Origin of the sequence: Mesorhizobium sp. M0808, from assembly GCF_040320025.1 — a bacterium.
Classification (GTDB): domain Bacteria; phylum Pseudomonadota; class Alphaproteobacteria; order Rhizobiales; family Rhizobiaceae; genus Mesorhizobium.
The window spans coordinates 64,568-79,081 of sequence record NZ_JAMYOX010000013.1 but is presented as its reverse complement, the minus strand read 5'-3'; the positions used below and the strand labels follow the sequence as shown (position 1 = coordinate 79,081).

The following is a 14,514-nucleotide window of genomic DNA, read 5'->3' as shown; positions in this document are numbered from 1 at the left end:
TCTAGACCTGTCCCAAACTCACGATATGTGAAGGATCGACATGGCCGCTGAAGACGGAAAGAAACAGCTTTTGCACCTGGTGTTCGGCGGCGAACTCAAGAAGCTGGGCGGCACCGAATTCCGCGATCTCGACGCGCTCGATATTGTCGGCATCTATCCGGACTATCAATCGGCGCACGCCGTCTGGAAGGCCAAGGCGCAAGCTAGCGTCGACAATGCCCATATGCGCTATTTCGTCGTTCACCTGCACCGCCTGCTCGACCCCGAAAACAAGGCTGTCGGTTGACATCGATGAACCATGAAGCGGTCAAGCGATCAGCCCGGCGGTCGGCGGTCAGACGTCGCAAGCCGAAGACGTTCTGGCGCAAGATCCGCGAACCGCTGGCGCAGTCGCGATTCGTCAAGAATGCGCTTGCCGCGCTGTTTGCGTATTTCGTCCGCCTTGTCCGCTTGACCAACCGCATGGTCGACGGATCGGCCAAGTTTTCCGGCGGCGCCTATGCGCAGCTCGAGCCTGGCATCATCGCGCTCTGGCACGGCCAGCACCTGCTGACCCCGGCCTACTATCCCAAGGGACGGCCGCTGGTTGCCATGGTATCGCGCAGCGCCGATGCCGAGCTCAACGCGCTGATGGTCGAGAGATTCGGCATCGAGGCGGTGCGCGGCTCTGGCGGGCGCGAAAGCGCAAGGCATCTCGACAAGGGCGGGGCCAAGGCGCTCATCGCCCTCAAAAAGTCGCTCGCCACCGGCAAGAATGTCGCCATGATTGCTGATATTCCCCACGGCACGCCGCGCGATGCGGGGCTCGGCGTCGTCCTTCTGGCGCGGCTGTCCGGCCGGCCGATCCTGCCTGCCGCGATAGCCACCAGTCGCCGCAAGGTGATCGAGGGCAGCTGGGACAAGACGACGATCAACTTGCCCTTCGGCCGCTCCTCGATTGTCGTCGGCACGCCTGTCTTCGTGCCGGCCAACGCCGACGCCGCGGAAATGGAACGCAAGCGCCAGGAGGTCACGGCCTCGCTCAATGCCGCGACCGCCGAGGCCTATCGCCTTGTGGACGGTTCGAAATGAGTATGCGCTGGGCCCGCGCCTTCCTGACGGCCTACCGCTTCGCCGGGGCCGCCGCTTACCCGCTGGTCGGACCTTACGTCGCCTGGCGCACTTCCAGAGGCAAGGAGGACCGCATTCGCCGGCGTGAACGCTACGGCGTCGCCGGACGCGAGCGTCCCGAAGGCCCGGTGATCTGGATCCATGCAGCCAGCGTCGGCGAGACCATCGCCGTCGTGCCGCTGGTCGAGAGCATTCTCGATTACGGCGTCAACATCGTGCTGACGACGGGCACGGTCACCTCGGCGCAGGTCGCCGAAGAACGGCTGGGCGACCGCATCATCCACCAATATGTGCCGCTCGACCTCAAGCCGGCGGTCAGCCGCTTCCTCGACCATTGGCAGCCGGACCTGGCGATCATCGCCGAATCGGAGATCTGGCCGATGACCATCCTGGAACTCGGCGCCCGCCGCGTGCCGCAGGTTCTGGTCAACGGCAGGCTGTCCGACCGCTCCTTCAAGTCCTGGAAGAAGCGCGCCAACATTGCCGAAGCATTGTTTGAAAATCTTGCCCATGTCGTCGCCCAGTCGGATCTCGATGGCGAGCGCTTCCTGTCGCTCGGCGCCCGGCCGGTCACCATCTCCGGCAATCTCAAGGTCGACACCGCGCCGCCGCCGGCCGACGAGCGGGTGTTGGCGGCGCTGAAACGCCAGATCGGCGGCCGCCCGACCTGGGCGGCGACCTCGACCCATGACGGCGAAGAGGCGGTCGCCGCCGAAGTTCACGCCATGCTGCACAAGCGCCACCACGGGCTTTTGACGATCATCGTGCCGCGCCATCCCGATCGCGCCGGGCAGCTGGCCGCCCAGATTTCCGGCATGGGCCTGAAGCTGGCGCAGCGCAGCAAGGGCGACAGGATCACCGCCGACACCGATATTCTGCTCGGCGACACGATCGGCGAGATGGGGCTTTATCTGAGGCTGACGGAAATCGCCTTTGTCGGCCGTTCGCTGACTTCCGAGGGCGGCCAGAACCCGCTGGAACCAGCCATGCTGGAGACAGCGGTGCTTGCCGGCCGCAACGTCCAGAATTTTCGCGAGGCCTATCAGCGCCTGCTCGATAGCGGCGGCGCCAAGCTGGTGCGCGACCGCGATATGCTGGCCGGCGCCGTTAATTTCCTTTTGACCAACGAGGCGGCCCGCCATGAGATGATGGCGGCGGGTGCGGCGACGGTCGACGAGATGCGCGGTGCGCTGGCGCATACGCTCAGGTCGCTCGAGCCCTATATCCAGCCGCTGGTCGTCAAGTCGCGCCTGAAGGGCGCGAACGGGCGCTGACGTGACCTCGGAAGCGCCACCCTTCTGGTGGGAAGAGCCGGACTGGCGGGTCACGGCGCTGTCGCCGCTTTCCGCCATCTATGCGCTTGTCGCCGGTCGCCGCATGCGGCACGCGCCGCGCGAAAAGGTCGAGGCGCCGGTGCTCTGCGTCGGCAACTTCACCGTCGGCGGCACCGGCAAGACGCCGGTGGCGATCGCGCTGGCCGAGCAGGCCCGGCGCATGCAGCTCAATCCGGGTTTCCTGTCGCGCGGCCATGGCGGCTCCTTCGCGCAGCCGCATATCGTCGATCCGCACCACGACGCCGCCAAGCATGTCGGCGACGAGCCGCTGCTTCTGGCCGAACACGCGCCGGTCGCGGTGACGCCGAACCGGGCCGCGGGCGCCAGGCTTCTGCTGGAGAAGCTCGGCTGCGATTTCTTGATCATGGATGACGGTTTTCAGAGCGCGCGCATCCACATCGACTATGCGCTGGTCGTTGTCGATGCGCGCCATGGCATCGGCAATGGCCGCGTCATCCCCGGCGGGCCTCTGCGGGCAAACATCGTCGACCAACTGATCTTCACCAGCGCCTTGCTGAAGATGGGCGAGGGCACCGCGGCCGACACGGTCGTGCGCCAGGCAGCGCGCGCCGGCAGGCCGATCTTCGAGGCGCACACTGCCCCGAGCAGCAAGGTGACGCTGGCCGGCAGGCGGTTCCTGGCGTTCGCCGGCATCGGTCATCCCGATAAGTTTTTCGACACTGTCCGCGAGGCCGGCGGCGAGCTTGCGCTGACCAAATCGTTTCCTGACCATCATTTCTATGGCGAGGACGAACTTGCCGAATTGGCGGCGACGGCGCGTAAAGCCGGGGTTGGCCTCATTACCACCGCCAAGGACGCTGCCCGCCTGCGTCACGGCGCGGCGCCGCCGGAATTCCTCGACGGGCTCGATGTGCTGGAGATCGACACCGTCTTCGAGCTCGACCATGTGCCGCAACGCATCATGGACGAGACGCTGGATGCCTGGCGGCAGCGCCGGCTTAAAGGCTGACCAGAAGCTTGAGCACCGAGGCAATGCGGGACTGGATTTGCAGCTTTCCGCCGGTCGAACGTATTTTGTTCTTGCTTTGTGCCGGCAGCTATGCTAGTAATTTAGCTAGGTGATGATTCGCCGGTGACCCGCCTTCGAGCCCGAGGCGGGCTTCAAGATAGCCTCTAAAGGTTTCGGTGTTGCCGGCCTGACGCCGCGGCAGAGGGCGCAGGATCGCAACGGGGCGGCTTCCATTTGCGCTGGACTAGCGTCGGCGGCGCAGTTCCGGATGCGCTTCGATCTCGCGGCGCAGCGAGGCGGCGGCGTTCACATAGGGTTCCTGCCTGGCGACACTCCAGTATTTAAGCTCGTCGAGCGGGATGCTCTCGCCGGTCACCGCGCAGCGCACGAAGGCGCCGGGGCTGGTCACCTGGAAGTCGCCGTCGAGATAGCGGATGCGGGCTTCCTTGCCGCCGGGTCCTTCGAAACGGTTCATCATGGGGTGGTGCCGAAATTCATGACGATGTCATCGCCACAAATTGCGGCGAGGTCAAGCTCGGTTGGCCTTGCCTGGTTCTGTTTCTGGTGGCACTTGCTCGAACAAGCCGGCAAACCGGATGCCAATGCATGTCGCGCAAAAGTGTGCAGCGGTTTTGCGCGACATGCATAAACACAAGAACCTGAAGCGCGTCGCATGAGGCCGGTCGAACGCAACGCGCCTTAGGCATCTCATTCTTCGGCGATGATAAACTCTTCGATCTTCTCCGCTGGCAGCCCGGCCTGGACGGCGATGCGCCGGGCGAGTTCGGCGGCGGCGGCGCGCGGGCGCCCCAGCGGCCGGTCGAGCCAGTAAGATATCGGGCTTAGCGCACTGCGCTCGTCTACGGCGACGATGCGGCCCGATTTCAATTGGTCCACCGTCAACGGCGGACGTGCCAGCGCAATACCGAGCCCGTGCGCGGCGGCGTCGAGCACGAGGTTGTAGTCCTCGAAACGGCGGTCGTGCGGCCGCGGCCGATAGTCCGTCTCCTGCGCCGCAAACCAGGCGCGCCAGGCCGAAGCGTCGGAATCATTGATCACCGGAAATTCGAGCAGTCGGGCGGGATCTCCGCGACCGATCTGCCTGGCCAATTCCGGCGAGGCGACAGGGAACACATATTCTTCGAAAAGCTGTACCGAGATCCGGCCCGGAATGCGGCCGCGCCCGCAGCGGATCGACAGGTCGATGCCCTCGTCGGCAAGATCGCCCTGGCGGATGTCGACGTCGAGCACTATACGCAGCTTGGACGGGTGGTTCTCCAGCGCCGCCATGCGCGGCATCAGCCACAGCCCGCTGACCGAAGGGATCGAGGTCAGCCGCACCACCGCCGTGCCGCGCGGCTCGACCCAACGGTCCGAATTGCTGGCGATCAGGGCAAAGGCTTCGGTGGTGCGCAGATGCAGGCGATTGCCTTCGACGGTCAGCGAGACGCCGCGCGCGCCGCGATCGAAGACTTTCAGCCCAAGCCAGCCCTCGAGCTTGGCGATCTGCCGGCTGACGGCGCCGTGGGTGATGTTGAGCTTCTCGGCCGCCGCCGAAAAGCTGCCGGTCCGAGCCGCGGCGTCGAAGGCGCGCAGCGTTTCGAGCGGCAGCATCGGGTCTAAGCTGTGATCCATAGTCACAGGTGATCCTCGATTTGTTCGTTTGTCAACCGACCCGCAATAGCGTTTCTCTACTTCATGGCATTGGATCGCGAGGACACCCAGATGAGCGCTTACACCGGCACGTTGAATACGACACAGCGCATGGATGCCACGGCTGCCATCGCGGTGGCGCTGACGGTGGTCGGCTGGGCCTCCGCCTTTCCGGCGATCCGCGCCGGCCTTGCCGCTTTCGGGCCGCTGGAACTTGGCGCGCTGCGCTTTGCCATCGCCGCGGTTCCGGCGGCGATCTTCCTCGCGGTCAAGCGGCCGGCGCTGCCCAGGCTCGATGAACTCTGGCGCTTTGTCTTCGGTGGTGCCGTCTTCGTCGCACTCTACACGGTGATGCTCAATTTCGGCGAGCTGACCGTTTCGGCCGGTGCGGCCGGCTTCATCATCAATGTCAGCCCGATCTTCACCGCCATCATGGCCATGGCGCTGCTCGGCGAACGCTTCTCGGGCCTGGCCTGGGCCGGCACATTCCTGTCCTTCGCCGGTATCGGGATCATCGCCATGGGCGAGGGGCAAGGGCTGCATTTCAACAGCGGTGCGCTGCTTGTCCTCGGCTCGGCGCTGTGCTCGGCCGTCAACACCATCGTCCAGAAGCCGCTGTTTGGTCGCCACCACCCGCTGACGATCTCGGCCTCGAACATGGTGCTTGGCGCGCTCTGCCTGTCGCCGTTCCTGCCGAGCGGTCTGGCGCAAGCGGCGGTCGCCGACACCGCCGGGCTCGGCGCCGTCATCTTTCTCGGCATCGTGCCCAGCCTCATCGCCTACGCTGCCTGGGCAACAGCACTTTCCCGACTGCCCGCGGCGCGTGCCTCGAACTTCCTCTATCTGGTGTCGCCGATGGCGACGCTGATCGGCTTCTTTTGGCTGGGCGAGGTGCCGACGCTGCTTGGCATCTTCGGCGGCGCGCTGGCGCTAGGCGGCGTCATCGTGGTGAATTTGAAGAGATGAGCAAAGGGTTTGGGGCTGTGCCTGACTCGAAAAGAGCCGCTGTACAGCGGCTCTTTTCGTACCCCCACCCCGCTGCTTCGCAGCGACCCTCCCCACAAGGGGGAGGTAAGCTCCTCGCGAGGCGCCCGCGGCTAATCTCCCTACCTCCCCCTTGTGGGGAGGTCGGACCGAAGGTCCGGGTGGGGGCTGCGCCCTGCGAGTTTCTTATCGCCTGCCAAACAGCCTCTCGATATCCGCGAGCTTGAGCTCGATATAGGTCGGGCGGCCATGGTTGCAGGTGCCGGAGCCCGGCGTCGCCTCCATCTGGCGCAGCAGCGCGTTCATCTCTTCCGGTTTGAGCAGGCGGCCGGAACGCACCGAGCCGTGGCAGGCCATGGTCGCGGCTATTTTGTCCAGCCGCTCCTTCAGCGTGTCGACCGTATCGTTGTCGGCGATCTCGTCGGCGAGATCGCGCACCAGCTGCTGGACGTTGGTCTCGCCGAGCATCGACGGCGTCTCGCGCACCGCGACGGCGCCGGGGCCGAAGCGCTCGATGCCGAGGCCGAAGCGGGCCAGCGTCTCGGAGTGGATGGCAAGCCGTTCGGCGTCTTCTTCCGGCAGATCGACGATCTCGGGCAGAAGCAGCATCTGCGACGGCACCGCGCGTGAGTGGAGGGCGTTCTTCAAGGCCTCGTAGACCAGCCGCTCATGCGCCGCATGCTGGTCGACGATGACAAGCGAATCCCTGGTCTGGGCGACGATATAATTCTCGTGCACTTGCGCGCGCGCCGCGCCCAGCGCCGTGCCGAGCAGCGTTTCCGCGGCTTCGTTTTGCCCGGCGCGCGCGTCGGCACTTTGGAGTGGCCCGGCGTCGAAGGCCGTCTGCTCGTCCTCGCCGAACCCGTCGCCCATATCGAGCGGCCGCTGTGGCGACCGGGCAGCATCGAACCCGGCAAAGCCCAATGCCCGATAGGCGGCCTCGTAGCTGCGGTGACCGTTGGCCGGCCCGCCATGCGCATAGGATGCGGCGCCTGGCCGGAACGCCGCCATCATGCCGGCGGCCCCTGTGGTGGCGGCGCGGATGCCGGCATTGGCCAGCGCTTCGCGGATAGCGCCGACGATCAGCCCGCGCACCAGCCCCGGGTCGCGGAAGCGCACGTCTGCCTTGGCCGGATGGACGTTGACGTCGACGATCGCCGGATCGAGCGTCAGGAACAGCACGGTGACGGCATGGCGGTCGCGCGGCAGCACGTCGGCGAAGGCGCCGCGAATGGCGCCGGCGATCAGTTTGTCACGCACCGGGCGGCCGTTGACATAAGCGTATTGCTGCAGCGCGTTGGCGCGGGTGAAGGAGGGGACCGAGACATGGCCGGCGAGATGCACGCCGTCCCGCATCGCGTCGATGGCGATCGCATTGTCCGGAAAGTCGGCGCCCATCACCTGTGCCACCCGGCGCAGCCGGCCTTCCGGGCTGTCGTCGGTCGCCGGCAGTTCCAGCGTCGAGCGGTCCGGGCCGGCCAGGGTGAAGCGCACGGCGGGAAAGGCGATGGCGATGCGCTTGACCACGTCGCCGATGGCCGAGCTTTCGGCGCGCTCGCCCTTCATGAATTTGAGCCTTGCGGGCGTGGCGAAGAACAGGTCGCGCACCTCAACCGTGGTTCCGCGATTGGCCGCCGCCGGCCTGACCGCGGAGACGCGGCCGCCGTCGATGCCGATCTCGGCGGCGTTTTCACTGGACGCGGTGCGCGAGCGGATCGACAGCCGCGCCACCGAGCCGATCGAAGGCAAGGCCTCGCCGCGGAAGCCGAGCGAGCGGATGTCGTGAATGTCGTCGGCGAGCTTGGAGGTGCAATGGCGCGCAATCGCCAGCGCCAGTTCGTTTTCCGGAATGCCCAAGCCGTCGTCGCTGACCAGGATAAGATTCAGCCCGCCGCCGGCGGTGACGATCTCGACTCTGGCAGCACCGGCATCGAGCGCGTTCTCGACCAGTTCCTTGACCACGCTTGCCGGACGCTCGATGACTTCGCCGGCGGCGATCTGGTTGATCATCGTTTCGGAAAGCTGGCGGATCGGCATGGGGCACTATAGGCGGATTCGTGGTCGATGCGGGAGGGCGGAATTGAGGAAATCCACGCAGCCGACCGCGGCCGTGCACTTCAACTCATGAGCTTGGGCAGCGCTGCCGACAGTGCATCGACGGCAAGGCGGACTTTCATCGGCAGATGAGGCGTCTGCAACCACAGGGCATGAACGTCGTAGAGAAACCGGGATTGTTCCGGCAACAGCGGGACAAGTGCGCCGGCCTGGATGCGCTGGCGAACCATCCAGTATGGCAGCCACGCGAGCCCCATGCCGGCGGCCGCGGCATCGGCGATGGCATCGAGATCGTCGAGCCGCAATCTGCTGACGGGCCGGATCTCCATCGCGGGGTGGCCATTGCGCGGAAACAGCCACGGCTGAACGGCACGCCCGGAACGGCGGTAGATGATCGCGTGATGGCTGCCGAAGTCATCTATTTCATGTGGCTCGCCGTGCCGGTCGAGATAGGACGGCGACGCGCAGACGACCATGTGCTGGCGCGCGATGCGACGCGCCATTACCCCGGCCTGGTCCTCCAGGTCGCCCGTTCTAATGGCAAGATCGCAGCCGTCTTCGGCGAGGTCGGCGAGGGTGTCGCTGAACGACAGGTCAAGTTCCAGCGCCGGATATTGCTGCGCAAGCCCGAACAGGATCGGGGCAACGCAGCGCCGGCCGAAATGCACCGGCATGAGGACACGCAGTTTTCCGCGCGGTTCGGCAAGCTGGTCGGCGGCGAGTGCATCCGCGGCCTCCGCTTCGGCAAGCACCAGCCGGCAGCGTTCATAATAGGCGCGCCCGAAATCGGTCAGGCTTTGGCGACGCGTGGTCCGATTGATGAGGCGCACGCTCAGGCGCTCCTCGAGAAACCGGACATGCTTGCCGACCATCGGCCCGGACAGATCGAGAGCCGCCGCCGCGGCTGCGAACGAGCCCAGGTCGACGGCTTTGACGAACACGGCCATGCTCGTAAGGCGATCCATATTCAAAACCTATAGTTTCTGCTGATCTACTCAAGCGACTATTTATCCGCCTGATGAGCGCTGGCATAGCTGATTCAGTTCAAATATTTTGGAGTTGTGACCGATGGCACGTGTCGTTCGCTTTCATGAGCTCGGTGGTCCCGAGGTCCTGCGCATCGAGAATGTTGACACGCCTGCGCCCGCGAGCGGTGAGATTCAGATACGCGTCAAGGCGTTGGGCATAAACCGCGCCGAGGCGCTGCTGCGTTCGGGGACCTACATCCAGACCGCGCCGTTGCCTTCCGGTCTTGGGCTCGAGGCGGCGGGTATCGTCGAGATGGTCGGCGAAGGCGTGGACGGGTTTGCGCCGGGCGATGCCGTCAGCATCGTGCCGCCATTGTCGATGGTCCGCTGGCCTGCCTATGGTGAGATTGCCACATATCCCGCCGAGCTCGTCGTCAAGCACCCGCCATCGCTGAGCTGGGAAGAGGCCGCCGCCGCGTGGATGCAATATCTCACGGCCTACGGTGCGCTGATCGACATTGCCAACCTCCAAAGCGAGGACTTTGTTGTCATTACCGCGGCCTCGAGCAGCGTCGGACTTGCCGCGATCCAGATCGCCAACATGATTGGCGCGACCCCGATCGCGGTCACACGGACATCTGCCAAGAAGCGGGCTTTGCTTGAGTTCGGCGCGGCCCACGTCATCGCCTCGGCAGAGGAGGACCTGGAAGCCAGGCTGAAGCGAATCGCCGGCCCGGACGGCGTGCGCGTGGTGTTCGACGCGGTTGGCGGGCCGATCTTCGAGCCTCTGACGGCAGCGATGGCACGGGATGGCATTCTCATCGAATATGGCGGCTTGAGCCCCGACCCGACCCCCTTTCCGCTACCTGCAGTGCTGGCCAAGACGCTGACGCTGCGCGGCTATCTCGTCCATGAGATCGTGCGCGATCGGGTCCGGCTGCAGGCCGCCAAGGCGTTCATCCTTGACGGACTGAGCTCGGGTTCGCTGAAGCCGGCAATCGCCAGAACCTTTCCGTTCGACCAGATCGTCGAGGCGCACCGTTATCTCGAATCGAACGAACAGTTCGGCAAGATCGTCGTGACCGTTTGACCGGGCATTTATCGGCCTCACGCCTGCGCCGCCAGCCAGTCCCGCACCTTGCGGGCGTTGTCGCTGAGTTCGCGGTTCTTCGACCAGATGACATGAAAGCCCTTGCCGGTCGTCATCGTGTGGCCGGTGACGCGCACCAGCAGCCCTGATGCCAGCAGCCGCTCGGCGAGGTGACCCCAGCCGAGCGCGATGCCTTGCCCTTCCATGACTGCCTGGATCACCAGCGCATAGTCGTTGATGCGCAAGCCGCGTCCAGCATCGGCGATGTCGACACCGGCCGAGGCGAACCATTCGTCCCAGCTCGCGGCCTCGCGAAACGGCTCTTCAAGATGGATAAGGCGGTGCGATTGAAGGTCCGCGACACGCTCCGGCAGCCCGAACCGGGCCACATAACTAACGCCGGCAACGGGGAATATCACTTCATCGGCCAGCGGCAGCGAATGATAATCCGGCCATTCCCTGGGCTCGCCGCCGCGGACGCCGAGCGGGATGTCTTCGGCGATGATGTCGAGATCGCGGTCGGCGGTCTGGATGCGCAGGTCGATGCCCGGCAATGCGTCGCGAAACTGCTGCAGGCGCGGCATCATCCAGAACGAGGCGAAGGCGGTCGAGGCCGCGAGCGTCACATGCGCGCCGACGGCGATCTGGCGCAGATCCTCCGCCGACTTGCGAATGTGCGACAGGCCGAGCGAGACGTCGGCATGGAAGCGGTCGCCGGCCTCGGTCAGGCTGACTTGCCGGTGGCGGCGCTGGAATAGTTTGGCGCCGAGCTGCTCTTCGAGCCCACGGATCGCATAGGAGACGGCAGCCTGCGTCATGCCGAGCTCGCGCCCGGCGGCGGTAAAGCTCGACAGCCGCCCGGCGGCCTCGAAAACGATCAGGCTGCCGGCCGACGGCAGCAGGTGGCGCAAGCTTCGCATAAGCTGAGCTTATACAAGAGATCAGGATTTTCCAGCGTCACAGCCGCATTTTGTCTGGCTAGATTGGTCACCAACAGGAATATGGAGCCTTCATGAACGCACCGGCCGTTGAAGTGAGCGAACACACCAACCGCCGCAGCGGCGGCCGCCTGGGGCGCAAGGCGCTGCGGGGCGCACCCATAGCGTCGTTTCCAACCCTGGTCCGCCAGATTCCCGTCTATCAGATGGTTCCGGACGAAGCGGTTGAGCTGATCCACCAGGAGTCGCTCTCCATCCTCGAAGAAGTCGGATGCGAGTTCCGCGACGACGAGGCGATCGCAATGTGGAAGGCGGCGGGCGCCGATGTCTCGGAGACAAGGGTCCGGATCGACCGCGCCCTGCTGATGGAGCTCATCTCAAAGGTCCCGTCGGAGTTCACGCTCAATGCGAGGAATCCCCAGCGTTCCGTACGTGTGGGTGGCAACAACTCCATCTTCGTGCCGATGTACGGGGCGCCTTACGTGCGCGACCTCGACAACAACAGGCGCTACGGCACACTCGCCGACCTCAACAATTTCCACAAGCTCGCCTACATGGCGCCGGCGCTGCATTCGTCGAGCTCGATCATCTGCGAGCCGATGGAAATCGCGGTGCCGAAACGTCACCTCCACATCATCCATTCGGCGCTGAAGCACTCCGACAAGCCGTTCATGGGCATCGTGACCTCCAAGGATCGAGCCGAAGACACGATGGCGATGGCAGGCATCGTGTTCGGCGAGGACTATGTCCGCGACAACCCGGTCCTGGTGTCGATCACCAACTGCAATTCGCCGCTGGTGTGGGACGCCACCATGCTGGACGCGATGAAAGTCTATGCGCGCCACAACCAGCCGCTGATCCTCGCCCCCTTCGCCCTTTGCGGCGCCTCGACTTCGGCCTCTGCCGTCGGTGCGGTCGCGCAGGTCAATGCCGAAGCGCTGGCGGGCGTCGCGTTCACACAGCTCCTGCGTCCGGGTTCGCCGCAGATCTACGGACAGTTCATGGTGACGGTCGACATGAAGACCGGCGCTCCCATGGGCGGCACGCCGGAGGCGGCCCAGATGATGTATCTCATGGGCGCGCTGGCGCGGAAGTATCGTCTGCCGTGGCGCACGTCCGGTTTCCATGTCGGCTCGAAGCTGAACGACGCCCAGGCGGGCTACGAGGCGAACATGCTGATGCATGCCGCCATCCTTGCCGGCGCCAACTACATCTGGCACTCCGCCGGTTGGCTCGAGGCCGGCCTGACCTGCGGCTATTCGAAATTTGCCACCGACTGCGAGCAGCTTGTCGGCTGGTACAAATATGCTGGCGGGCTGCCATTCGACGATTTCAAGGAGGCTATGGCGGCTATCCGCGAGGTCGGACCGCAGGGCCATTTCCTCGGCACCCAGCACACGCTTGAACATTTCGAGTCCGCCTTCTTCATACCGAGCATCATGGACTTCAATTCGTTCGAACAGTGGAAGGCGGAAGGAGCAAAGGACCACGACACCCGCGGCCGCGAGAAAGCGCGCAACATGCTCGCCGATTATGAGGAGCCGAAGCTCGATGAGGGCATCGCCGATGGTCTCAAAGATTTGATTGCGCGGCGCGAGGAGAAACTGCCGGACAGCGTTAGTTGATCACGGGCGAAGACCCGATGCGAACCATAAGGGAGGAAAAAATGACACTCTTCAGAAGCAACGGCGATCGCGTACCGAGCGCCATCGAAGCAATGGCCAGCGAGGCGCGCGCCGGTCGCGTCGACCGGCGGGAGTTTCTGGCCCTGGCAAGCGCTTTCGGCGCATCGGCGGCCCTTGCCTACGGCATGATTGGACTTGCCGTGCCGGAGCGGGCTTTGGCTGAAGAGCCGAAGAAAGGCGGAACGCTGCACGTTTCGATGTCGGTGAAGGCGCAAAAGGACACGCGCACCTACGACTGGGTGGAACTTGCGAACATTTCACGCTGCTGGCTCGAGCCGCTTGTCCGCTACACCCGCCAGTTCACATTCGAGCCGGTTCTGCTCGAAAGCTGGGAGGTCAACGACGACGCCACCGAATACGTGCTGCATGTGCGCAAGGGCATCGCCTGGAACAACGGCGATGCTTTCAACGCCGATGACGTGGCCTACAATCTGACGCGCTGGTGCGAGAAGGCTGCCGCCGGCAATTCGATGGCCGCGCGCGTCGGTGCGCTGATCGATGCAAAGACCGGCAAGGCCAGGGAAGGGGCGATCACCAAGGTCGACGACAACACGGTGAAGCTGAAGCTGAACGAGCCGGACATCTCGCTGATCCCGAACTTCACCGACTATCCGGCGCTGGTGGTCCATCGCAACTTCGACGCCGACGGCGCCAATCCGATCGAGAAGCCGATTGGCACCGGGCCGTTCGAACTGGTGTCTTATGCGGTCGGCCAGAAAGCGGTCGTCAAGCGTCGTGAAAATGGCAAATGGTGGGGCGGTGAAGCGCTTCTCGACGGCGTCGAATTCATCGACTACGGAACCGATTTCAACGCCTCGATAAATGCATTCGACTCCGGCGAAATCGACCTCAACTTCGAGACGCCGGCCGACTTCATAGACATTCTCGACAAGATGGGGCTGGTCAAATCGGAGGTCGCGACAGCGACCACGCTCGTCGCCCGGACCAACATCACGAACAAGCCCTATGACGACAAGCGGGTTCGCAACGCCCTCCAGATGGCCGTCGACAACAAAGCGGTGCTCGAACTTGGCTACGCCGGGCGAGGCACTGTTGGTGAAAACCACCACGTCAGCCCGATTCATCCGGAATACTACGCGCTGCCCAAGAAGACACGCGACGCCGCGGGCGCCAAGAAGCTTATGGCCGATGCCGGGCAAGACGACTTCGAGCATGAACTGATCACCGTCGAGGACGATTGGCAAAAGAACACCGGCGACGCTATTGCCGGCCAGTTGCGCGATGCCGGGATCAAGGTGAAGCGCACCGTGCTGCCGGGGTCGACCTTCTGGAACGACTGGACGAAATACCCCTATTCGATGACCATCTGGTACATGCGCCCGCTTGGCGTACAGGTGTTGGCGCTCGGCTATCGCACCGGCGAGGCCTGGAACGAAACCGGCTACTCGAACCCTGATTTCGACGCCAAGCTCAAGCAGGCTCTTTCGCTCATCGACGTGGAAAAGCGCCGCGAGGTCATGAAGGACATCGAGCAGATCCTGCAGGATTCGGGCGTCATCATTCAACCGTTTTGGCAGAAGCTGTTCAGCCACATGAACGAGAAGGTGAAGAACTACGGTGTCCACCAAACCTTCGAGATGGATCTCCAGAATGTCTGGCTGAACGCCTGAGTTGCCAGCAGAGGACGCGTTGCAGGATTTCATGGACCGCAAGAAAGCCGACGGGCAAGATGCGTGGTACTGATAGCTTCCGTCAGTGAACAATCG

General features: G+C 64.3%; 13 protein-coding genes. 8 read left to right on the top strand and 5 right to left on the bottom strand.

Annotation, left to right across the window (positions count from 1 at the left end):
- Nucleotides 1-40: 40 nt before the first annotated feature.
- Genes NKI25_RS17055 through lpxK form a run of 4 tightly spaced genes read left to right on the top strand, consistent with a single transcriptional unit; the run spans nucleotide 41 to nucleotide 3,414 of the window.
- A complete protein-coding gene (locus tag NKI25_RS17055) occupies nucleotides 41-286 on the top strand; it encodes a DUF4170 domain-containing protein (RefSeq protein WP_023674378.1) in 246 nt (81 codons plus the stop codon).
- A gap of 5 nt (nucleotides 287-291) precedes the next feature.
- Nucleotides 292-1,071 carry a lysophospholipid acyltransferase family protein gene (locus NKI25_RS17050; protein WP_352998799.1) on the top strand — a complete coding sequence of 260 codons (780 nt, stop codon included), beginning with the start codon at nucleotides 292-294 and terminating at the stop codon, nucleotides 1,069-1,071.
- The gene (waaA, locus tag NKI25_RS17045) at nucleotides 1,068-2,384 is read left to right on the top strand and encodes a lipid IV(A) 3-deoxy-D-manno-octulosonic acid transferase (protein ID WP_352998798.1); all 1,317 of its coding nucleotides are present in this window, start codon (nucleotides 1,068-1,070) and stop codon (nucleotides 2,382-2,384) included. Before NKI25_RS17050 ends, waaA begins: the two co-directional genes overlap by 4 nt.
- A gap of 1 nt (nucleotide 2,385) precedes the next feature.
- Complete coding sequence (gene lpxK, locus NKI25_RS17040) at nucleotides 2,386-3,414, top strand: tetraacyldisaccharide 4'-kinase (RefSeq protein WP_352593091.1); 1,029 nt, start codon at nucleotides 2,386-2,388, stop codon at nucleotides 3,412-3,414.
- A gap of 244 nt (nucleotides 3,415-3,658) precedes the next feature.
- Here lpxK and NKI25_RS17035 read toward each other — a convergent pair whose 3' ends face one another.
- Both NKI25_RS17035 and NKI25_RS17030 read right to left on the bottom strand, forming a co-directional pair.
- Entirely contained in the window at nucleotides 3,659-3,892 is a 234-nt protein-coding gene (locus NKI25_RS17035) for a DUF2093 domain-containing protein (protein ID WP_031211156.1), read from the bottom strand.
- Between the two features lie 230 nt (nucleotides 3,893-4,122).
- The gene (locus NKI25_RS17030) at nucleotides 4,123-5,049 is read right to left on the bottom strand and encodes a LysR family transcriptional regulator (protein ID WP_352593094.1); all 927 of its coding nucleotides are present in this window, start codon (nucleotides 5,047-5,049) and stop codon (nucleotides 4,123-4,125) included.
- Between the two features lie 90 nt (nucleotides 5,050-5,139).
- On the opposite strand from NKI25_RS17030, the gene NKI25_RS17025 reads away from it, so the two are divergent.
- Nucleotides 5,140-6,033, top strand: coding sequence for a DMT family transporter (locus tag NKI25_RS17025; protein WP_352593097.1), 894 nt, complete (start codon nucleotides 5,140-5,142; stop codon nucleotides 6,031-6,033).
- Between the two features lie 204 nt (nucleotides 6,034-6,237).
- On the opposite strand, the gene mutL is transcribed toward NKI25_RS17025, so the two are convergent.
- Together mutL and NKI25_RS17015 are read right to left on the bottom strand one after the other, a co-directional pair.
- Entirely contained in the window at nucleotides 6,238-8,088 is a 1,851-nt protein-coding gene (gene mutL / locus NKI25_RS17020) for a DNA mismatch repair endonuclease MutL (protein WP_352593100.1), read from the bottom strand.
- Nucleotides 8,089-8,168: 80 nt separating this feature from the next.
- Entirely contained in the window at nucleotides 8,169-9,071 is a 903-nt protein-coding gene (locus NKI25_RS17015) for a LysR family transcriptional regulator (protein WP_352593103.1), read from the bottom strand.
- Between the two features lie 103 nt (nucleotides 9,072-9,174).
- Here NKI25_RS17015 and NKI25_RS17010 point away from each other — a divergent pair, with 103 nt between their 5' ends.
- The gene (locus NKI25_RS17010) at nucleotides 9,175-10,164 is read left to right on the top strand and encodes a zinc-dependent alcohol dehydrogenase family protein (RefSeq protein WP_352569796.1); all 990 of its coding nucleotides are present in this window, start codon (nucleotides 9,175-9,177) and stop codon (nucleotides 10,162-10,164) included.
- 17 nt (nucleotides 10,165-10,181) lie between these two features.
- Here the strand turns inward: NKI25_RS17010 and NKI25_RS17005 are convergent, their stop codons facing one another.
- Nucleotides 10,182-11,084: a LysR substrate-binding domain-containing protein gene (locus NKI25_RS17005; protein WP_352593106.1), complete on the bottom strand. Its 903-nt coding sequence runs from the start codon at nucleotides 11,082-11,084 to the stop codon at nucleotides 10,182-10,184.
- A gap of 92 nt (nucleotides 11,085-11,176) precedes the next feature.
- On the opposite strand from NKI25_RS17005, the gene NKI25_RS17000 reads away from it, so the two are divergent.
- Nucleotides 11,177-12,727 carry a trimethylamine methyltransferase family protein gene (locus tag NKI25_RS17000; protein WP_352452281.1) on the top strand — a complete coding sequence of 517 codons (1,551 nt, stop codon included), beginning with the start codon at nucleotides 11,177-11,179 and terminating at the stop codon, nucleotides 12,725-12,727.
- Nucleotides 12,728-12,768: 41 nt separating this feature from the next.
- The gene (locus tag NKI25_RS16995) at nucleotides 12,769-14,418 is read left to right on the top strand and encodes an ABC transporter substrate-binding protein (protein WP_352569800.1); all 1,650 of its coding nucleotides are present in this window, start codon (nucleotides 12,769-12,771) and stop codon (nucleotides 14,416-14,418) included.
- Nucleotides 14,419-14,514 lie beyond the last annotated feature (96 nt).